The organism is uncultured Methanospirillum sp., from assembly GCF_963668415.2.
Taxonomy (GTDB): Archaea; Halobacteriota; Methanomicrobia; order Methanomicrobiales; family Methanospirillaceae; genus Methanospirillum.
In genome coordinates this window covers 1,294,637-1,315,023 of record NZ_CAXXDL010000001.1, presented here as the reverse complement: position 1 = coordinate 1,315,023, position 20,387 = coordinate 1,294,637, and the positions used below count along the sequence as shown (strand labels likewise).

The 20,387-nt window shown below is 52.5% G+C and carries 21 protein-coding genes and 2 tRNA genes; 12 read left to right on the top strand and 11 right to left on the bottom strand.

All coding sequences use genetic code 11. From position 1 onward, the window contains the following. Positions 1-9 precede the first annotated feature (9 nt). Entirely contained in the window at positions 10-2,607 is a 2,598-nt protein-coding gene (locus ACHZA2_RS06070) for a valine--tRNA ligase (protein ID WP_319578953.1), read from the bottom strand. A gap of 86 nt (positions 2,608-2,693) precedes the next feature. Further along, a complete protein-coding gene (locus ACHZA2_RS06065; protein WP_319578952.1) occupies positions 2,694-3,770 on the bottom strand; it encodes a tetratricopeptide repeat protein in 1,077 nt (358 codons plus the stop codon). Between the two features lie 88 nt (positions 3,771-3,858). On the opposite strand from ACHZA2_RS06065, the gene ACHZA2_RS06060 reads away from it, so the two are divergent. Continuing rightward, positions 3,859-5,061, top strand: a complete 1,203-nt coding sequence (locus ACHZA2_RS06060; RefSeq protein WP_319578951.1) for a TIGR00297 family protein — start codon at positions 3,859-3,861, stop codon at positions 5,059-5,061. A gap of 55 nt (positions 5,062-5,116) precedes the next feature. On the opposite strand, the gene ACHZA2_RS06055 is transcribed toward ACHZA2_RS06060, so the two are convergent. Together ACHZA2_RS06055 and ACHZA2_RS06050 are read right to left on the bottom strand one after the other, a co-directional pair. After that, positions 5,117-5,962, bottom strand: coding sequence for a hypothetical protein (locus ACHZA2_RS06055; RefSeq protein ID WP_319578950.1), 846 nt, complete (start codon positions 5,960-5,962; stop codon positions 5,117-5,119). 2 nt (positions 5,963-5,964) lie between these two features. Beyond that, positions 5,965-6,555 carry a pyruvate kinase alpha/beta domain-containing protein gene (locus tag ACHZA2_RS06050; protein WP_319578949.1) on the bottom strand — a complete coding sequence of 197 codons (591 nt, stop codon included), beginning with the start codon at positions 6,553-6,555 and terminating at the stop codon, positions 5,965-5,967. Between the two features lie 37 nt (positions 6,556-6,592). Between ACHZA2_RS06050 and ACHZA2_RS06045 the strand changes: the two genes are divergently transcribed. From ACHZA2_RS06045 to ACHZA2_RS06035, 3 genes are read left to right on the top strand one after another with little or no spacing between them, the layout of a single operon-like run. Continuing rightward, a complete protein-coding gene (locus ACHZA2_RS06045) occupies positions 6,593-7,762 on the top strand; it encodes a redox-regulated ATPase YchF (protein ID WP_319539678.1) in 1,170 nt (389 codons plus the stop codon). Positions 7,763-7,806: 44 nt separating this feature from the next. Continuing rightward, positions 7,807-8,127 (top strand): hypothetical protein, encoded by a 321-nt coding sequence (locus ACHZA2_RS06040; RefSeq protein WP_319578948.1) that lies wholly within the window; start codon positions 7,807-7,809, stop codon positions 8,125-8,127. Between the two features lie 50 nt (positions 8,128-8,177). Beyond that, positions 8,178-9,356, top strand: coding sequence for an NDP-sugar synthase (locus ACHZA2_RS06035; protein WP_319578947.1), 1,179 nt, complete (start codon positions 8,178-8,180; stop codon positions 9,354-9,356). Here ACHZA2_RS06035 and ACHZA2_RS06030 read toward each other — a convergent pair. Further along, positions 9,353-10,180 carry a CBS domain-containing protein gene (locus ACHZA2_RS06030; RefSeq protein WP_319539681.1) on the bottom strand — a complete coding sequence of 276 codons (828 nt, stop codon included), beginning with the start codon at positions 10,178-10,180 and terminating at the stop codon, positions 9,353-9,355. The genes ACHZA2_RS06035 and ACHZA2_RS06030 overlap by 4 nt on opposite strands. Before the next feature lie 159 nt (positions 10,181-10,339). On the opposite strand from ACHZA2_RS06030, the gene ACHZA2_RS06025 reads away from it, so the two are divergent. Further along, positions 10,340-11,047, top strand: coding sequence for a hypothetical protein (locus ACHZA2_RS06025; protein WP_319539682.1), 708 nt, complete (start codon positions 10,340-10,342; stop codon positions 11,045-11,047). A 5-nt stretch (positions 11,048-11,052) separates the two neighbouring features. Here ACHZA2_RS06025 and ACHZA2_RS06020 read toward each other — a convergent pair whose 3' ends face one another. After that, a complete protein-coding gene (locus ACHZA2_RS06020; protein ID WP_319539683.1) occupies positions 11,053-11,634 on the bottom strand; it encodes an HVO_0476 family zinc finger protein in 582 nt (193 codons plus the stop codon). A 30-nt stretch (positions 11,635-11,664) separates the two neighbouring features. Here ACHZA2_RS06020 and ACHZA2_RS06015 point away from each other — a divergent pair, with 30 nt between their 5' ends. Next, a complete protein-coding gene (locus ACHZA2_RS06015; protein ID WP_319539684.1) occupies positions 11,665-12,153 on the top strand; it encodes a DUF371 domain-containing protein in 489 nt (162 codons plus the stop codon). Positions 12,154-12,217: 64 nt separating this feature from the next. Beyond that, entirely contained in the window at positions 12,218-12,397 is a 180-nt protein-coding gene (locus ACHZA2_RS06010) for a hypothetical protein (RefSeq protein ID WP_319578946.1), read from the top strand. Between the two features lie 54 nt (positions 12,398-12,451). Here the strand turns inward: ACHZA2_RS06010 and ACHZA2_RS06005 are convergent, their stop codons facing one another. From ACHZA2_RS06005 to ppsA, 5 genes are read right to left on the bottom strand one after another with little or no spacing between them, the layout of a single operon-like run. Continuing rightward, complete coding sequence (locus tag ACHZA2_RS06005; RefSeq protein WP_319578945.1) at positions 12,452-13,066, bottom strand: METTL5 family protein; 615 nt, start codon at positions 13,064-13,066, stop codon at positions 12,452-12,454. Then, positions 13,063-14,004, bottom strand: coding sequence for a diphthamide biosynthesis enzyme Dph2 (gene dph2, locus ACHZA2_RS06000; protein ID WP_319578944.1), 942 nt, complete (start codon positions 14,002-14,004; stop codon positions 13,063-13,065). Before dph2 ends, ACHZA2_RS06005 begins: the two co-directional genes overlap by 4 nt. Beyond that, positions 13,988-14,536, bottom strand: coding sequence for a hypoxanthine/guanine phosphoribosyltransferase (gene hpt / locus ACHZA2_RS05995; protein WP_319578943.1), 549 nt, complete (start codon positions 14,534-14,536; stop codon positions 13,988-13,990). The genes dph2 and hpt overlap by 17 nt, the downstream gene beginning before the upstream one ends. After that, positions 14,517-15,626 (bottom strand): tyrosine decarboxylase MfnA, encoded by a 1,110-nt coding sequence (mfnA, locus tag ACHZA2_RS05990; protein ID WP_319578942.1) that lies wholly within the window; start codon positions 15,624-15,626, stop codon positions 14,517-14,519. The genes hpt and mfnA overlap by 20 nt, the downstream gene beginning before the upstream one ends. Then, on the bottom strand, positions 15,616-17,907 hold the full coding sequence (gene ppsA / locus ACHZA2_RS05985; RefSeq protein WP_319578941.1) for a phosphoenolpyruvate synthase: 2,292 nt from the start codon (positions 17,905-17,907) through the stop codon (positions 15,616-15,618). Before ppsA ends, mfnA begins: the two co-directional genes overlap by 11 nt. Before the next feature lie 152 nt (positions 17,908-18,059). Here ppsA and ACHZA2_RS05980 point away from each other — a divergent pair. The 5 genes from ACHZA2_RS05980 (at position 18,060) to ACHZA2_RS05960 (ending at position 20,347) form a co-directional block, all read left to right on the top strand. After that, positions 18,060-18,165: transfer RNA gene (locus tag ACHZA2_RS05980), tRNA-Tyr, on the top strand. 10 nt (positions 18,166-18,175) lie between these two features. Continuing rightward, positions 18,176-18,248: transfer RNA gene (locus tag ACHZA2_RS05975), tRNA-Asp, on the top strand. 78 nt (positions 18,249-18,326) lie between these two features. Next, complete coding sequence (locus tag ACHZA2_RS05970) at positions 18,327-19,166, top strand: hypothetical protein (RefSeq protein WP_319539691.1); 840 nt, start codon at positions 18,327-18,329, stop codon at positions 19,164-19,166. A 63-nt stretch (positions 19,167-19,229) separates the two neighbouring features. Then, positions 19,230-19,661, top strand: coding sequence for a hypothetical protein (locus ACHZA2_RS05965; protein WP_319578940.1), 432 nt, complete (start codon positions 19,230-19,232; stop codon positions 19,659-19,661). An 11-nt stretch (positions 19,662-19,672) separates the two neighbouring features. Next, on the top strand, positions 19,673-20,347 hold the full coding sequence (locus tag ACHZA2_RS05960; RefSeq protein WP_319578939.1) for a PKD domain-containing protein: 675 nt from the start codon (positions 19,673-19,675) through the stop codon (positions 20,345-20,347). The last annotated feature ends 40 nt before the right edge of the window (positions 20,348-20,387 follow it).

Here is a 20,387-nt window from a genome sequence, read left to right as displayed (position 1 = left end):
GATCAGAAATTATTCTTTCTGCTCAACCGTGATGATAAGATCATCCTGGGCAGTGATGATCTCGACAGCTGCACCAGCCACGGTATAGGACATCTGGGGGATCACTGATCCCTCAGGCACTGCTATCTCTTCTCCTCCCACATTCACGGTCTTGGGGAGCTGAACCAGTTGTTCCTTTGGCAGTGCCTCGATCGCCTGCATGAATCCTTTTGCCTGACCACGGAGTGCCGGGCCGATGATCCCCATATTGAAGGAGACGCCGGTTGCAACCTGCCTGAGTTCAGGCTTCCCTGCCATATATTTCAAGGAACAATTCAGAGCCAGGCTTCCGTCCCCGGCATCATCGATCAGATTCGCAGTGTATACCGTCACGGTTCCGAGCGGGGCATTTAACGCTAGATTTTTGTCATGCTTGTACCTGCGGACCTCGGTGACGATCCGAACAAGCATCTGCCCGTCAGCGAGTGCCTGCGGATCAGCATAGGTGAAGTCAACCCAGGGCTGCTTGTGCACCGAACCTTCAAACGCTGCTGACCATATCTCCTCAGCAAAGTATGGCGTGTACGGGGCCATCATCCGGCAGAGGCTGTTTAATGCGGTCTGAATTGCGACACAGGCACCATCCCTGCCTGAACCGCCGTATAACCTTCCTTTGACGATCTCGATGTAGTTGTCTGCGAGAACATCCCATGCAAACTCTCTGATGGCGCGAAGTCCTCTGTCGAACTGGTATGTCTCGAAAGCATCAGAGATGTCACGGACCGCCTGATCGAGCCGGGCTAAAAGCCAGCGATCTGCGAGGGCCGTAACCGGGGCTTTTTCATTGTAGGGCTCGCGGGAGAGTTGCATCAGGGCGAACCGGGAGATGTTCCACATCTTGGTCAGGAACCGGTTGGCAGCCACAACATCGTTCCAGTTGAACTGGATATCAGAACCGGTTGCAGCACCGGCAGCAGCCCACTGACGCAGTGAGTCTGCCCCGTACTGGCTCAGAATCTCCTCAGGTACCGTGACATTGCCCCGGCTCTTGCTCATCTTGAATCCGTCTTCACCAAGCACCATCCCGTTGACCAGGATCTGATCCCAGGGTCTGCCGCCTACAAGTGAGACCGCACGGAGGATAGTGTAAAATGCCCATGTCCTGATGATGTCATGCCCCTGGGGCCGAATCTGGGCGGGGAAGAGTGGCGGTTTTGTCTGGCTCCCGTCCCAGCCGGTTACATGAAGGACCGATATCGAGGAGTCCATCCAGGTATCAAGCACATCTGTTTCAGCAGCAAACGAGGTGCTGCCACATTTCGGGCAGGGCTTCTTTGGCTTGTCGACGGTCGGATCAACGGGCAGGTCAGCCTCTTCAGGGATTATGACCTCGCCGCAGTCCTTGCAGAACCAGATCGGGATTGGAGTGGCAAAGAGCCTCTGGCGTGAGATACACCAGTCCCACTCCATCTGCTCGATCCAGTTCTCCATCCGCAGGAACATGTGCTCTGGATACCACTTCACCTCTTTTGCGGCCTTGAGCGCTGCCTCGTGTGGGATCCTGACGAACCACTGATTCTCAGACAGGATCTCGATGGGAGTCTTGCATCTCCAGCAGGTTCCTACCCGCTGTTCAAGCGGCTGCTGCCTGATCAGGATACCCTGGTCCTGCATCTCAGCAAGGATTGCTTTCCGGCAGTCTCCTGAAGTCATGCCGGAATACTTTCCAGCGATACCGGTCATCTTCCCGCTCTTATCGATGGCCTTGCGCAGGGGCAGGTTATGTGTCCTCCACCAGAGCACATCCTGCTTGTCACCAAAGGTACAGATCATGACCGCACCTGATCCGAAGGCTGGATCCACAGCCTCGTCGGTGATTATCGGAACCTCATGCCCGAAAAGGGGGACCTTCAGGGTCTTGCCGCCTTTTCCTGCGTACCGTTCATCTGCAGGATGAACTGCCACAGCGACACAGGCTGCAAGAAGTTCAGGCCTGGTTGTTGCGATCTCTACACCGTCAAAATTGAAGAAGTTCAGGGACGTGGTCCTGTCGCTGTAATTGACCTCAGCAAATGCTATAGCAGTTTCACAACGGGGACAGAAGTTTACCGGATGGTTACTCTGGTAGATCTGCCCGGCTTTGAACATCCGCAGAAATGAGAGCTGGGTCTTGCCGTAGTAATACGGCATCATCGTGATGTACTCGTGCGACCAGTCTATCGAGAATGCCATGCGGCGCATGGATGCCCGCATCTTCTCGATGTTTCCGATCGTAAGAGAACGACACATCTCCCTGAACTGCTGGCGGGGCACATCGTTCTTGGTTATTTTATGGGTCTCTTCGACCTTGACCTCGGTCGGCAGTCCGTGACAGTCCCACCCCTGGGGAAACATCACGTTGTACCCTTTCATTCTTTTGTATCTAGCGAGAAAATCGATGTAACACCAGTTGAATGCGTTGCCGATATGGAATTCCCCGGTCGGGTATGGCGGGGGTGTATCTATGACAAATTGGGGTTTATCTGAGTTCTCCTGGAAGTAATGGTCTTCATCCTTCCAGGTTTTCTGCCATCGCGCCTCAACCTCGCGATAATCATAATTTTTGGGAAGTGGATCGGACAAGGGCATTTCTTATCCGTTTGTGGGCTATGGGTAATGTATCTGATGGAAACCTGTCTGGCAGAAATTTCCATCATGCAGAAAAAGGGGATGCCTTATCCCATGGCCCCGCCGGCTGTGCAATGGATGGCAGTGTCAATGTTGGACACATATAATTTTCCCTGCATACTCCGGGCCGTCGCAATTGCTGCTTCAGCATCCGCGTTACGTCCTGCCTTTCTGAGAGCCTCCCCATAACTGATGTACATATCAGCACCTGAAACGCCCTGGGCTATCGCCTTTTCATACGCAGTGATCGCATCGGTGCTCCTTTCTGCTGACATCAGGACATCCCCGTACTCTTTCCAGACAGACGGCTGTGATGCCTCAAGATCAACTGACTTCTGGTAAGCAGTCGCAGATTCATTCACCTGTTTGAGTCCCTTGTAAGCCCGGCCGGATCCTGCCCATGCACCCGGGTTTGTTGTCTCCATTGCAAGTGACTGGTTGAACGCGGCAAGAGCCACATCAAATTTCTTCAGCTGGACGAGGGCATTTCCATATGCATTCAGCACATCTTTGTCCTGTTTGATGGCTAGTGACTGATTATAGGCATTTTTTGCTTCTTCCCAATGTGAGAGGCCAACAAGGATATCTCCGTATTTTGCCAGGAGCTGTGGATCTGATCCTGACTTCTGGATTGCACCCTTGTATGATGTTGCTGCATAATCGTACAGGCCAAGGTTGTAGAATACAGTCCCCTGTTTAATGAGATCTTCAAGACTAAGACCGTCTGACTTCACATCAACCTTTACATCAGTCGGAGTCTGCGGGGTATCGTCGATGCCTTTGAACACCGCATTTTCAGGGACGATTTTACCGAAAGAGTAGGTCACCGTCGCTCCGGGAAGGGTGCATACACAAATCGGGTAAAAGAAACTCATTCTTGTGTATGAGTATGACGGACTGGCCTCTGTTGAGGTGTTCCCGTCACCGAAATCCCATTTTACTGAATCACAACTCTCGCCACCCGGGAGAGTGAACTGCACCTTAAGCGGTATCTTTCCCTCATTGGGGGAGAACGACGGGGTGGCCGTGGTTATTGCGGTAAAGAAGATAAGCAGAGTCAGGGGCACGAGAAGCCACCTGGCAGGCGGGCAGCCTTTGCAGACATGCCGGTGTTCAACGTTCATTGAGGGGTACCGTTTGAGGTATCCGGATAAAGGGTTTCTATCGCTGGATCCTGATACCTTCATCTGATGTATACTCCTATTATGTACTATGATACTACCGGGGAGATGGCAGGCTTTCCTTGCTGCCGTCGTTCTCACCCTTCTTGTTCCTCATATGCCCCCCGGAATGGCGGGATTTTTCCTTATCCTCACCTCCGCGTTCATCTGCATCAGGGTACATGATCTTGCCCTTCCCCTCGCCCTGTTCATCCTGGGGATACTCAGTTTCTTCGGGTTTGTTCCTGCGTTTGTTCTCTGTGCGACCCTCCTGATCGTATCAACAAGGGAACTCATCTTCTTCTATTCGGGTGGAAGACCTGTCGAGTATGCACTCGCTCTCATCGGCGGTCTGCTGGTAAGCGCCCTTGTGATCTTTTACATGACTGCGGGAACCTGGCTTTCTGCGGTTGTTGGTGTGACCGTAGCGATTCTGCTGTATTCAATCCTACAGAAAAACCCCTATGCAATAACCGGTGAACTGATCGGTGTCGCATTAGCCATGCTACTGATCGAGAACCTTGAGTTTCAGGCCGATCTCCCGCTTGTCGCGACCGCTGCATTCATCTCATTCGGGTTTGCGTATTTTGCATACCGTCTCAAGACTGCGGATATAGCCGGTCTCTTCTCAGCCGCACTCGTCGGGATCCTCCTCATCGTGTTTGCCGGAATATCGTGGTTTCTGATCATGCTGGCGTTCTTTATCCTTGGTGCAGCGGCCACCCGGTACCAGATGGAGTATAAAAAGAGCCTTCATGTCGAGCAGGAGAGCGGTGGTGTCAGGGGATACATCAATGTCTTTGCCAACGGACTGGTCTCGGTCGTTGCGGCGGTGTGCTTCGGTGTATCCCAACACCCTGTATTCATCGCTGTTTACCTGGGAAGTGTGGCAACCGCTGCATCTGATACCGTTGCAGGAGAGATCGGTGTCTGTTCAGGACGGCCGTACCTCATAACCACCTTAAAGCCAGTCCCAGAAGGAACGAACGGTGGTGTCTCTCTGACCGGTGAAATTGCAGGCCTGTTTGCCGCAGTCTTCATTGCTGCGTGCGCAGTGCTTCTCGGTGTTGCTGATATGCCGGTATTTCTTGCCAGCGTTGTTGGAGGACTTATCGGTGCAAACATCGACAGTCTGATCGGCGAAATTTTAGAGAACAAAAAGATAATCGGGAATGCAGGGACGAACTTCCTGGCAACCCTTGGAGGTGGGGTCGTAACCGCCCTCCTCTGGATTGTTCTCTCTCCACTCTTCTAATCCTGCCTCTTCATTAAAAAAATTTTGATCTGGTAATGATACGCGAATTGACGCGCTAATACTTGTACCATCGTCCCTTCTCGTCATACTCTCCTGTTTGAGGCATTACCGGGGCGGGGATTGAAAGGACAGAGAGGTAACACTGCTGTTTGTACACGATAAAGAACGAGACCAAAATTATCAGGCTGACTCCCAGCATTCCAGCAGTAACGATGAGGCCTTCAGGGCCGAGGATCCCCTGCCAGTCAGAGAGTGTAAATCCTGCAAAGATCTTCTGCTGTTCTGCAGCCCCGAGATCCATATACTGTGTGAACTTGTCTGCAAGGATCATCCCCCAGACTGTCGCCAGGATCGTTCCCAGTGCCCCTGCAGTAACCATGCTGAAGACAACACAGGTGATGATGGTGGTTATCGATCTCGACGCGATCATCATGCTCTGCCTCAGCGTGGCAAAGATGGCAAGGCCCTCCGAGACTGCAACATTGTCAGCAAAAAATGCAAAGATCACAACCGGGATCGTGATGCCGATGAACAATCCTGCGATCATGGATGGATCGCTCTGCCCGGCGATGGAGAAAGGAATGCTAAAGAGTATGAGCAGCAGGATTACTATCGCACCGGCTACTATAGCAGGAAGCAGAACCGGGAAGAAGAACCTGATTGCAGATCTTCCAAAGACTGCTATAGTATATTCCCCGGATTTCATGCATCCGAGTGCCCCTGCAACAAAGAATGGAAAGAGAACTGCCCCGAGGAAAAGCAGTTTTCCAGCGATAAACTCTCCTCCCGAGAAGGCCAGCCATATGAATGCCGCAATCAGTGCTCCTGCATACAGGCCGGGCAGCCAGAGCACTGGCTTTTTAAGGAGGCTGATTGCATCGGCGAATGGTCTTCCAGCCATGATCACCTGTCCCGTGGCATAGCTACGATCTCTCTGACCTGCAGATCGAAGAACCGGTTCGTGTGTGACGGTCTGATTACGCAGACGGTGTCCACCCCGCTGGCTGTTCCTCCGAGTGCGATCACCTCTTCGGTAACCGGGACTGCTCCCTGATCAGCAGCAATCAGCGTGCACTCAACCGCGACCTTGAGGCCGACAGCGATTACTCTCCTCAGTGCCTCAGCCACAGCCTCGCTCCTGGAGCCGCCGCCGACTTTTGGCGAGGATGAGAACGCGCGTTCAAGGCCTGAAAGGACATGTGTCCCGGTTACAATCTTCACCCCTTCCGCCCTGAGTTCTTCTGCGACCCTGGTGTCAAACTCCCAGACTCCCGGGCTTGAGAACCCTACAGCATGGGTCACAACGATCAGGGAGATTCCGGTTCCCCGCAGCGTATCTGCTGCTATTTTTGCGGTATCACCGCTGGAACTCGGTACAATCAGGTATCGTATTCCAAGTTCTTTTGCCCGCTCGGCAGCTATCTTGAGGGCATCCTGGGTGTTCCCGCTACCGGGTTTATCAAAATACCAGATCTTTTTGGTAGAGTACCCCATACATATCGGTTAGACCGCATAGGTTAAGGTACGAGCTATGATCACCCTTGCACTGGCAGGCAAACCAAACTGCGGAAAATCAACCCTGTACCGGGCGGCTACCCTTGCTCCGGCAGAAATTGCAAACTATCCCTTCACCACGATCGATGCAAACCGGGGGGTCGCATATGTGCGGGTACCCTGTCCCTGTACTGCTCTTGAGCACCGGTGCGGTGTCTGCGTCGACGGGATACGGTATGTCCCGGTCCACCTGATCGATGTGGCAGGGCTGGTCCCTGAAGCTCACACCGGGAAGGGCCTTGGCAACCAGTTCCTCGATCATCTCAGGCAGGCGGATGCCATCATCAACGTTATCGACGCGAGCGGTGCAACCGATATCGAGGGCGCCCCTGATGATATCGGATCACATGATCCGCTTGAAGAGATCCCGATGCTTGAGACTGAAATGACGATGTGGCTGTTCGGGATCATCGAGAAGCACTGGCCAAAGATGCAGCGTCAGGCCCAGGTTAAAAATTACAATATGTATGCAGGCCTCGCCGAACTGCTCGCTGGTCTCTCAATCAGGGAAGAGTTCGTGGTAGATGCCGAACGCGAATCAGGCATCACCTTCAGGTCTGCCCAGTCCGCTGACCTTCAAAAGTTTGCAAGGATCCTTCTGAAATATTCAAAGCCGATGATCCAGGCAGGCAACAAGGCAGACCAGGCACCAGCAGAGCTCGTTGCCAAGGTAAAGGCTGCAGGAATCAGCCTCATCTCGGGCGCAGCAGAACTCGCACTCCGCTCCGCAGCCGAGCATAACCTGATCGTCTATCATCCTGGTGATGCATCCTTTACTATTGCTGATGGTGTGACACTCAACGCTGCCCAGCAGGATGGTCTATCCAAGATTCGTGGATTCATGGATACGTATGGGGGCACCGGGGTGCAACAGATGATCAACCAGGCTGTCTTTGGACTTCTCGATCAGATCGTGGTCTACCCGGTTGAGGACGAGACCCATCTCACCGATGCAAAAGGGCGGGTGCTTCCTGATGCCTTCCTGATGAAGAAGGGTTCAACACCGCGTGATCTCGCGTACCAGGTCCATACCGACATCGGGAAGGGCTTTTTGTATGCCATCGACGCAAAGACAAAGATGAGGATCAAGGAGACCACAGTGCTCAAGGATGGGGATATCATCAAGATCGTGAGCACTGCGAAGTAACATTCGCCACATTTTTATACTATCCACAAGATAAATCCACAAACATGGGAGGTGAGATCTTTCAGGCCCAGGTTCTCAGGAACTTCTTTGATACCATTACGGGGACCGATCGAAATCTCACCAGAATATACATGTGTGTTATCAGCCTCTCCCGACTCCGAGGAGAGGACCCTGACACCATCAGCCGTCTGGCGGAGCAGATGCGGCAGAGCAAGATCAAGAAAGAACTCTCTATCGATGTGCTCGATTACATGTGTGCTGTCGCATCAGAACTTGAGATATCGGCTGTAAAGACTGCATTTGGTGTCAAGGATATAAGTGAAGTAGTGCAGGACTTTGACGGCATCAGCCTCGACTCTCTCTGACTTTTTTCTCCGAGTTCATATATTCGGGCAGGGCAAATACTGATACAAGCATGAAGGTCTGCATTATGTGCGGGGGAGAAGGGACACGACTGCGTCCTCTCACCTTCGAACGCCCGAAACCCTGTATTCCGATCGTCAATAAGCCTTCCATCGAGCATCTGGTATCCCACCTTTCCAATCTTGGTTTTCATGATGTGGTTATCACCCTGGGATACAAAGGCGATGCCATCGAGCAGTCGCTCGGCGATGGAGCCCTGCTTGGTGCCAACATCACCTACGTGTATGAAGAGAGCAAGCTCGGGACCGCAGGCAGTGTTCATAACGCCAGGAAGTACCTCGGTGATAAACCGTTTCTCGTCGTTGGCGGGGATCATGTCACCGATCTCAACCTCCTTGAGTTCTATCGTGAACACCTGAAGAGTGCAGCCATCGTCACCATCGGGCTTATCAGCATCGATGAACCGTCAGAGTACGGTATCGCAGAGATAGATGTTGAGAACCGAATCCGCAGGTTCAGAGAGAAACCGGGACCCGGCGAAATCTTCTCAAACCTGGCCTCGACCGGGATGTACGTCTGCTCACCTGATATATTCGAGTACATCCCTGCAGGAGTAAAGTTTGATTTTGCAAAGAACCTCTTCCCACTCCTGATGGAGAAGAACCTCCCGCTCAACGGCTGGCTGGCACGGGGTAACTGGTCCGATGTCGGGAGTCCTGCCTCGCTCAGGCAGGCCGAGAAGTGGAAGCTGCAGGAGATGAGGTATGCGAACATCAGCGGGGACCTTGACGTGAAGAATGCCAATATCCAGGGTCCTGTAGATTTCGGGAGCTCGATCTACCTTGGGAACAACAGCAGGATAGTAGGGCCGGTAGTGATCGGTTCAGGAACCTCGATTGGAGACAACGTGCTCATCGGCCCGTACACCTCTATCGGCAAGAACTGCGTGATACGAAATAATGTGAGGCTCCTCTCGTCCTCGATCTACAACCGGGTGGTAATCGGGCAGGGCTCTTCTGTCTCCGGAACGATCGTGGATAACGAGACCATGATCGGTGACGGATGCAGCGTGGAGCACGGTTCTGTGATCGGACCACGCTGTGTTATCCGCAACCGGGTGACCGTTCATTCAAACACCCGTATCTGGCCTGATGTCGTGATCGCGGACGGAACAATCGTCACCGAGCATGTGCTCAACGATGACTACGACACCAGGTGCGAAGGCTCTTAATCCCTTTTTTCAGGCGTCTGGACCTGGTCTCCCCCGACCACTATGGCCCCGCCGAACCGGTGTGTCCCTGCAACAAGCGGATGACGGGCGTAATCCATGATCTGGATATCATCTACGGTCCTGAGTTTCATTGTCCGTGCAGTCCGTTCGAGACCTAATTCAAAGTTCTCCGATATCTCTATCAGGTAAGCTTCCAGGATCTTGATCCCGAGTTTTTTGGCAGCAACCGCCCGGTGATGCCCGTCTACGAGAATATTCTGGTCTGGTTTTTTGATAACGATGACCGGTTCTGCAAGCCCTTTCTTTATCTCGTACATCCTCCCCTCAAGCTCGTCCATGTAGATCCTTGACTGGGTCGGAAGGAGTGAGTTGACCATAACCGGCCCTTTTGAGAGGTGAGGCTTGATACCGTGGAGCCTCTCGATGGTGTCCATCAGCTTGTAGACCTTATCAGGAGAAACGTGCTCGATCTGTGACCTGACCACATCGGTATTTGAGATGATCCCGAGGAGTTCGTTCTTCTCGTTCACTACCGGCAGTTTCTGAATCCCTGATCTGATGATCACCCGTGCAACATCTCCGATAGCCATCTCGGGATCTGCAACGATCAGATGCTGGCTCATGATCTCCCTGACCGGTGTTTCAGGGTGAGCGAAGAGGAGGTCCCGGGCCGAGATGTACCCGATGACCACGTTCCCGTCAACAATGGGAAACCCGTCATGCGATGTGACCTTGATGGCATTGATCACGTCACGCGCGATCTGATTCATATTGATCGTATCAACATCGGCGGTCATGTAGTCTCTGACCCGCTTCTTATCCATATTACTGGTAATTCAGTCTTGTCAGACTTCAAGACTTCGGTTCTTATGGGGTAATGCCCTGATCATTTTCTGATCCCTTTCATTTCCTGCGATCTTCCGGTTGATCTGGTCTGAAAATACGGTATTATGTTTATCATATTGCAGAGTGACATACTAGAGATGAAAGGATTCCGGCATAAGACTGTGGAAAAGAAGGAGGAAGTAAACTGGACAAAATATGTGGTTGTTGCTGCATGTGTCCTGTTGGCTGTCTTCATGGTCTTCTCCATGCTCGGTACGTCCTGGCTCAATATCTTCAGTCAGGCAAAACCCGGCAACAGTGCGACAGTTGATTTTACCATCCGTGATGCACAGAGCCGTCCGGTTGTAACCACCACGTCCAATATCTATCTCCAGGCTCAGAACACAGGCGATCTCGTTGTAATGAGTGATAAACTTCCGATCAGGGTGAACATCTCTGAAAACCGTGATCTGGTTCCGATCCAGGTTATGAACCCGTCCAACACCGGTGGTCTCATCGACTTCGGACTCTTCAGACCCGAACTTGATGCAATATCATACGGGCTTGTCGGCATGAAGGTAGGAGACACCAAGACGCTGGAGATCCCGGGTGCTTCCCAGATGACCAGGACGATGTCAAAAGATCAGTTTGCTAATATCACCGGTGACTCCTTTGCAAAAGCAAAAGTAGGATCCCAGGTTCCGATCGCATTCAGCGAGACTCCGCAGATTGCAGTCGACAACACGACCCCGTCCACGTACCTGAGGACCTCGACGATCACGGCTATGTCTGAAGAGAACGTCACCATCAACTACGGATACCCAACGATTGATATTACCTTAACCGAGCTTTCTACCTCATCATAAGGTAATCAAAGCCGGTATGCATATATCCGTTTGATGGTGTTTGCAACCTCAAACTTTCCTCTTCTTTTGGTGACCGAACCATTTCTCATTCTGATGTGCCCGATCCGTGCCTTAACTCCCTTGATGACGTACACATCACCGACGACGAACTTCTCGTCCCCTTCGCACCTGACATAGAGCGGGAGGGTGTGCCATCCGTCATGTACTGAGAAACGGACAACGACCTGATCGATGACCCTGGTCCAGAGGGTATCAATATCCTTTCCAAGAGCCTTGGTGAGTCGCTTATCACCTGACTCTATTGACATCACCTCGACACCGGTGCCTTCACCGTCATCAGATTCGGCTATCAGGAAGTCACCCTCTGCAATCTCCTCGTCCTCTGCAATCTCACATCTGCAGACTGACGAAGTCCCCTCCTTGCTGACAATCGCTTTAATCTGCAGTAGCGTGGGCTCTTTCTGCACCGGGATGCGTGAGACCGTCCCGCATACCGTGCACTTGATCACCTGGTTTGTTGTCCTGCTGAGAACCTCATGCTCGGTCTCTTCGCCGCAGGTGGTACAGAACATATCAATCTGATCCATTCATTATCAATGGAAGATATCTCTGTATAAATGGCAAGGGCAGTTGAACGGTTCTCAGCATTCGGACATCCCGAAGTGACCGCAACACACAGGACCACCTTTGAGATCACTGCTGAAGAGCACCTCTCGCCATCAGGAACCTGCATCATCGCGGTGCGCTCTGAAAAGGGAGCAGCCGATCTATCAGACCGGTTCAGGGAACTGATGCAGTCTCCCGGCTGCCGGCTCACCACCGAACTCAGGTGTGGAGAAGTTATAGCGACTATCAGATCTTCAGGTTCTCCTGATCTCCTGCTTGATCACCCGACTGATCTGGTCTGGCGGAGATCCTCGTTCACCTGCGGACGAACCATCGGTCTGTACAGTGATTACACGGCAGGAACACTTCCCCGTGAACTGATCGCCCTTCTGAAGCAGGGGGAACGTCTTGACGTCACGCTCACAATAGAACTGGATCCTGACTGCGGTGAAGGGGCCGTGAATCGTGTGCTGCCCGGATTTCACCTTCTTGACGAATAAATACGGGACGATTTTATTAGGATCCAGCAATCAATATGTACTCCGAATATTGGAGGATATGAATATGGACAAAATGGGACTTGGAATGCTTATTGTCGGTATTGTTCTGATTCTGGGAGGTGCATACGGCATCTGGTTCTTCCTCCCTGATGTTATCAACGTGGTCAAGGGTGGCATCGGAATCGTGTCCCTCCTTGCCGGCATCATGTTCGCAGGAATCGGTTTCATCCTGGTCAAGGATTAAACCTGTATATCTCCTTTTTTTCGTCGTTGAAAAATTTTCCCAGCCTTTCAGAGGTCAGGCTCTGCGTTTCAGTACCAGGATCTCAACCGGGATATCACGCTTATCCTCAGTATGAAAGAAGAATGTCCTGGGAATGGAGAATTCTGCTGCAATCACGCTGGTAATTTCGGCACGGTCTGCGATATACTGCCTGATAAACTGCTCTGATCCTGCGTTGAATATCCCATACACCACCTCAGCCCGTGCGAGTGCGAGGTCGATGAATGGCCTGTCAGCGTGCTCAACCTGTGCCCCGAATGGCGGGTTCATGATGACTGTGTCAGCCTCAGGAACCTGATTCCAGGTACCGGAATCAGCCAGGTCAGCCCCGATAAATGAGATACCGACTCCAAGTTTCTCTGCGTTCTTTTCTGCTATCAGGGTCGCATCCTGATCGATCTCGACTCCAAGCACCTCACCGGCCCCGAGGAGGGCTGCCCCGATCCCGAGAATGCCTGTGCCAGAGCCGAGTTCAAGCACCCGGATCCCGCTGATGTCACCGGCAAGAAACGCGGTGTAGAGGAGTCGTGCGGCAAGTGGTGCCGGAGTCTGGTACTGCTCCCGCTCTGGGACGGGATGGGAAAATCCTGATACCTGTTCGAGCAGCATCTCGAGTCTGCGCAGTCTCATCTGATCTCGTCGACCTCGTACTCTTCAAATTTCCTGACACCGCAGAGGATCTCAAACTCCTGGGGTGTGAGCACCGGGACCGGCCACCTGACCTGATCATCGTAGGCGAGTCTTGGGCAGGCGGTGTTTACGTAACAGGGTAGTCCCAGATTGAGAAGTTGATCTGCCGTCACCTCCCTGAGCTGGATGAGGGTGGCTTTCGGAGAGAGGGACGCGAGCTCTGCAGCAAGATCTCTTCGTGCCTGACCACTTTTAGGCGAGACGAGAATCCCAATCTCTTCAGCCTGTTTTGCCTTCTCAATGAGTGCATGCCGCCTTCTGAGCAGCCTCTCCCCGTTGATCTCTTCGATGGTCTTTGTATAGGGATCACAGGCGATCACCCGTGCACCTGTTGCGATCTGCACTCCCAGGGGATGAAACACCCCGGTCCCAAGGTAGAGGATCTCTGATGCCCCGGTTCTTCTGGCAGCCTCAAATGAACATCCGAGGATCTGCCCGGGATAGGGGGTCCGGTCTGTTCCCTCTGCAACCGTCACCGTGATCCCTGCCTCTTCAAGAATACAACTGACTGCAGGGATCAGGTGTACATGCTGCACCGTAGTGACGAGGCCGACTCTGCGGGTTGTAAAGAATGGAACCGCTTCCAGAACCACGGTAGGATCGAAGTCCATCCTGAAGATGTCGTAGATGACCCGGTCAGTGCTATCCACCGGGGCATGGCCTAGATGAATAAGCACGTCTGTGTCCCTAAGAAGTTCCAGGTCAAGATCACAGGCCCCGTAGCAGGGATCGCCACTGACAAGGACAGTAAACCCTGCAGACCGCAGGTCCCCGGCAAGTTCAGAGAGACGGCGCTTCAGCCCTTCAGGTGCCTGGAGGGTAACCCTGCATGCCCTCCGCTGTTTCAGTTCTGCGATCAGCTCAGAGCTGGCGATCAACGATCTTCACCGTGTCTGCCACTTCGATCGCGACAAGATAATGGTATGACATGGCTATCTCGGGTATACCCTTCTTGATCGCAAAACAGATCCCGGCAACCTCAACTCCCATCTCTTGTAGTGTTTGAAGGATGCCGTTCACGGTCCCTCCCGTGCTTATCACGTCGTCTACAATGACAACCCGGTCTCCGCGTGATAAGCCGTTGATGAACATCTTCCCCTTTGAGTACCCGGTCTGCTGCATGACCTCCTGCTCACCGGGAAGCCCGTAACTGCGCTTGCGGATGATGTTTACCGGGATATCAGTCATGAGTGAGATTGCTGTTCCGATCGGGATTGCCATCGCCTCTGCGGCCACGATATACTGCACATCACGCAGATCAAGAAAGTGTATCATCCCGACCGCGACCTCCCTGAGCACGACCGGGTCTATCTTTGGAATCCCGTCTGTGATCGGGTGAACGAAGTAATTATACTCACCCTTTTTAACGATCGGGCAGGTCTCAAGTGACTTAATCAGATGTTCGATCATGAAATTCTCCAAATTCTGCAAGGAACTTCTCCACTACATCACGGTGGACATGAGGCATACACACGATCCGCAGATCCCCGCTCCTGGTGTATGAGACAGCCCAGGGTTCAGGTACCTCAGTATTCTCGAAGGTGGCCACGTTCACATCAGGTGTGATCTTCCTTTTGACACCGTATGCCTCCATTCCCTCGGTGAGCCGTCTTGTGTTCTCCATGCAACCTGCAACAACCGCCTCCATCCCGTCCTTTCCAAGATGGGTGAGCACCGCGTATGCACCTGCGACCGAGGCTCCGGGCCTGGTCCCCGTCAGGCTGTAACTCTGCTTTACCGTAAGGTATGGCGTGTCCACCAAAAGGTTACAGAAACAGGACTCATCCCTGACCATCAGCACTCCGGCAGGGATAGTGCTCATACCCATCTTATGGGGGTCCACCGAGATCGATCCTACTCCGGGAACCTTGAAATCAAACAGTGGGGCGTCTTTCAGGAACGGAAGTACGAGCCCGCCGAATGCCGCATCCACATGGAAATGTACATCCTCTTCTTCGGCAAGTCTGCCAAGTTCCGGGATGGGATCTGTCATACCGTACTCGGTGGTTCCTGCAATGCCGATGATACAACAGGTGTTTTTGTCCACGAGTTCTGCTGTCTTTCCGATGTCCATCCTGTACTGCCCGTCAAGCGGCGCAACCCGCATCTCGATCCCCATCATTCTGCAGGCCTTTTCAAAAGAGAAGTGGGCAGAAGCCGGAACGATGATGTTGGGCCTGTCAGACTTCTTGCGTGCCTTGGTGAACCTGAGTACCTGGATATTTGACTCGGTACCACCTGATGTTGAGCAGCCACCTGCATCCGGAGCATGAAAGAGATCTCCGAACCAGTGGATCAGAAGTTCATCAAGCTGGGCAGTGCCTGGAAAGAGACCCGGATCCCCGAGATTCGTCTCCATGAAGAGATTATGCGCACGGACTGCCACCGGATGAGGTGGTGTGCACATCGAGGAGAGGATGTGATCCCAGCAGATGTCCCTGCTACGGTACTCTTCAAGAAGACAGAAGAGGGATTCTGATGAGATACCATCAGAGACCATAGTTCTTTCGTGCACCCTCAAGGATGATGCGCTGCTCGGTGCGGGCCACTGTCTCACGGATCTTTGCTATTGCATCGATGTTGGACGAGACACTGGTGATTCCGTGCTGGACAAGCCAGGTGACCATCTCTGGTTCACTTCCAGCCTGTCCGCAGATTGAGACCTCAACCCCGCCCTCGCGGCATGCCTTGATGGCCCGGTCGATGAGTGCCAGAACTGCCGGGTGCTTTGGCCAGTACATATCTGTCACGTTCTCATTGTTCCGGTCGATGGCGATGGTATACTGGATGAGATCGTTCGTGCCGAAAGATGCGAACCTGATCCCGGCTTTGATGAAGTCCTCAATGATAACAGCACTTGCCGGGATCTCGATCATAATACCGAGGTCTACATTCTCAACGTCAACTCCGGCATTCCTGAACTCTTCCTTTGCCTTGATGAACTCGTTCGGATGAGAGACCATCGGGAACATGATCCCAAGGTTGTCGTATCCGAGGTCCCAGAGCCTCTTGAATGTCTCTATCTGGAGTCTGAACTGCTTCGGGCTCTGGAGGTCACGCCTGATCCCTCTCCACCCGAGCATCGGGTTGTGCTCTATCGGCTCACTCTTGCCGCCCTGCATGTTCCTGAACTCATCGGTTGGTGCATCAAGAGTCCGGACCCAGACCGGTTTTCCAGGAAATGCGTCCAGCACCACTTTGATACCGTTCAGGAGTTCCTGGATAAACTCTTCTTCCCGGTGATTCTCAATAAACCAGCCTGGTGTCTTGTTGAGGCCGAGGATGAGGTGCTCGATTCTGAGCAGACCCACACCGTCTGCGCCGGTGGCTGCTGCACGGGCTGCTGCCTCAGGCATCGAGACGTTCACCTTGACCGAGGTTGCGGTGATGATCTTTGACGGACCTGTAGCAACTGGAGCAGCTGAACTTGCAGTCTCCTGCTTCACGGTCTCGATGACGCCGTCGTATATGAGGCCCTTCTCCCCGTCTACGGTGACGACCTGCCCCTCTTTCAGAAGCTGGGTTCCGATCTTTGTGCCGACAACGGCAGGAGTTCCTAGTTCACGGGAGACGATCGCAGCATGGCAGGTCATCCCTCCTTCGTCGGTGACGATGGCAGAGACCTTTCTCATCGCGGGAACCATGTCCGGATTTGTCATCCTGGTGACCATGATATCCCCATCCTTCACCTTTCCGATGTCCTTAACATCGTACACGATGGCAACCTTCCCGCTTGCGATGCCTGGCGAGGCACCCTGACCCTGCAGGATCACCTGGTCTGCGCTGCCAGTTGATACACTCTGCCCGTTCTTCTTGGCACCCGCCTTGATCGTGGTGATGGGCCGTGACTGGAGCACAAAGATCTGGTCCCCGACAATCCCCCACTCCATATCCTGGGGAACGCCGTAATGTTCTTCAGAAACGATTCCGTAGGTGGCAAGCCGCTTCACATCCTCGTCAGAGAGGACCTGCATCTCCTGGCGGTCAGGTTTTATCTCAAGGGTCTTTGTTCCGTACTCCCCGTCTGCCACGATCTCGGTCCGTTTGGTTGCAATGAACTTGTCAACAATCCGCTCGGTCCGCTGATCAAAGACGTATTTGTCTGGAGAGACCGAGCCTGAAACAACTGACTCTCCAAGTCCCCATGATCCCTCGATGATCGTCATGGACTCACCGGTTACCGGATGGGAGGTGAACATAACCCCTGCCTTCTCTGACGGGACCAGGCGCTGCACGACCACTGCGATATTTACGGTATGGTGATCGAACCCCTGCTTTGCCCGGTAGTATATTGCCCGTGCCCCGTAGAGAGATGCCCAGCAGACCTGCACTCCCTTGAGCAGGTTCTCGATCCCTTTGATATTGAGGATTGTCTCCTGCTGTCCTGCAAAACTTGCATCTGGCAGGTCTTCTGCGGTCGCACTTGATCGTGCGGCAACGATATCGCCGCCGCGTGACATCTTCTGATATGCCCGGGCGATGGCATCCTTCAGATCCTTTGGCATCGGTGAGTCATTGACAAGTTTTTTCGCCTTTTCAGCAGCCTCTTCTAACTGGTCATTATTATCGACATCCAGACCTTCAAGAAGCGCATAGAGTTTATCTTCAAGATTGGTTGCAACCAGGAACCGGCGAAATGCCTGACTGGTTACAACAAACGCGGGAGGAACCGGGAGGCCGATGGATGCCATCTCGCCAAGTGATGCACCTTTGCCTCCGACAGAGGAAATATCCTCCTTACGTATCTCTTCAAGCCACAGAATATCTGGAATACCTGTCATGCACACACCAAAATTACTCTATATACTATTCCTCTACAGTGCGGTAAAAGTGTTGCCTGATCAGAAGGAATAAAATCCCTTCTGAAACGGACGAATGCAGGGCATCGCCGATACATATATATGCGAATTGTACTAATCTATTGAGGCAATATCCCGCCTTAACTCAGACTGGTAGAGTGCGCGGCTGTAGTTTGGATTGCCGCTTGAGGTAACTGCGCAGCTACCGCGATGTCCCCGGTTCAAATCCGGGAGGCGGGATCCTTGTAATGCCCAGATAGTGTAGTGGCCTATCATGTCGGCCTGTCACGCCGACGACTCGGATTCGAATTCCGATCTGGGCGTCTTTCTTTTTGAACACCAGCATCTTATTAACCGCTCTGGAAAAACTATACTCAGCATTTATTCCGGGGTTCATACCTATGATAAAATACGGAACACTATCATTCGTTCTCATTCTGCTGATCCTTGCAGGCTCTCTGGTTGCTGCAGACCGGCTCCCGAATGTGAGCAAGACAACCAATATGCAGGTTCCGGCAACAACGAACCTTCAACTGGTGGGTATGATGGACTCACAGACCCAGGTCCAGATCAATACCCGGAATTTTAACGGGACCGATGCAGAGAGCCAGGGTTTCCTTTCTCCCGGTGCTGTTGAGTCAGATCTTATCTATAAGAATGACATGATGACCAACGGCGGATACCTTGCCCTTGCAAAAGACCAAACCTTCGATGAGGGGAACCAGAATAAGAGGGGATACAACGTTGACTCTGCAATCGTCTCAACGTATGCAACCGATCCTGACAAGGGGTCCCGGATGAGTACCTCCGAGCAGCTCACTCTCACCACCTCTGGAAACTGGACTCCCTTTAACCAGTCTATCCATAACGCTCTGGTCTCCTCTATCGTCAACCGGTACATCGGCGGCTTCAACAGCAACTATGATGCCAGATCGGATGTGAGTCTGACTACCGGCCAGCTGGCAACGATTGCACAGGGCAGATCCACCGGTTATGACAACACGGTACCTGCGGGAATGAGATACACGCTTGGAATCCATCCGGATATGTCCACAGGCCTGCCATACGCCCAGGGTAGTGCATCCACCAACTTTGTGATCACGAACGAGGAAGGATACGAGAACACCACGAACCTCTCATCGACCAAGACCTTTGCCGATTCAACCAAGGTCAGCGGCCTGATCTTCAAGTTTGGAAAGGACTTCAATGTTGAGTCCGGTGTCGAGGTAGGGGCCTCCTAACCCTCCTCTTTTCTGCACTCTGAACAAACTATTTGGACTTATCCCCGAAACTAATCCTGAAAGATGAAGACCGAGTTTTTTGACAGGTATGGCATCTGGCTTCTCATGATCCCGTTTCTGTCTGCCTGTGTGTCGTGTTCCCAGGGGGCATCTGTAACAACCCCGCCATTTGACACCTCGGTCATTGCTTCATCGTCTGTTGCAAATATCCAGAATGTTGCGTATGAGTCACATCTGGGGTCGACAGTTCTTGGTGAGGATGAGAATGTTCCTGCTGACGTGAAGTACTCAGTCAGCATAACCGGTGTAAACCGGACTGATGGTAAGGGCGCTGAGGGAATTGCCAAAACCCGGTTTGTTGTCTCAGTGCTTGAAGGTCGTGGGACTGAACTGAATGCATCATCAGAACACGTATGGCGCGATGAGACTGAAGTGGCCGGCACTATCAGGAATCTAATGAAAAATTTCGAGTATAAATCAGGTATCAGGATCTAGGGGAGTAGTAGATGGCGAAAATATGGGTTGTTGCCCTGTTAGCAGTTATGATAGCGGTTCCCTGCACTGTACTGGCTTATGAGTTCAAAGCAGGTGAACTGGGATACCCTGACGGGTTCATCTGTCATCCTGACTGGAAGTACTTCAGTGCGAGTGAGATGGCATCGAATTTCACCGCTGATCGCGTGAAAGGGGACGTCCCGTTTACTGTCCAGTTCTTTGACACCTCGTATGGTGATCCTGAGTTCTGGTCATGGGACTTTGGTGACGGGAACTCGTCAGATGAACAGAATCCGGTTCACACCTATCTGCTGCCCGGCTCGTATGATGTTGCACTCAAGATCGGCAAGGCATATAACTACGAGACCTCCCTTGCCACCTACAATAACACCAGCCTCGGGCAGTTCACTGATATGAGCTGGTCAAGCACAGCCAGGGAACTGAATTATATCAATGCCTCTCCTGAAGGTTCAGGAACTGATCAGCCGGTTCCTGAAAACTTTTACCCAGAACCAAAGAAAGGGGTAGTTCTTCCGTCAGGACAGATGGGAGTTGTGGGGAGTGCACAGTATGATGCAGCCACCATCACAATGACCCCGAGCACCCAGAAGGGATTCACCGATACCCTGAATATCAACGGTGCGTACAAACTCTCGAAATTTACTCCCTACAATGATGCCTACTAACCTTTTTTCTGACTGAACAGGTGATCCTATATCTTCTGAA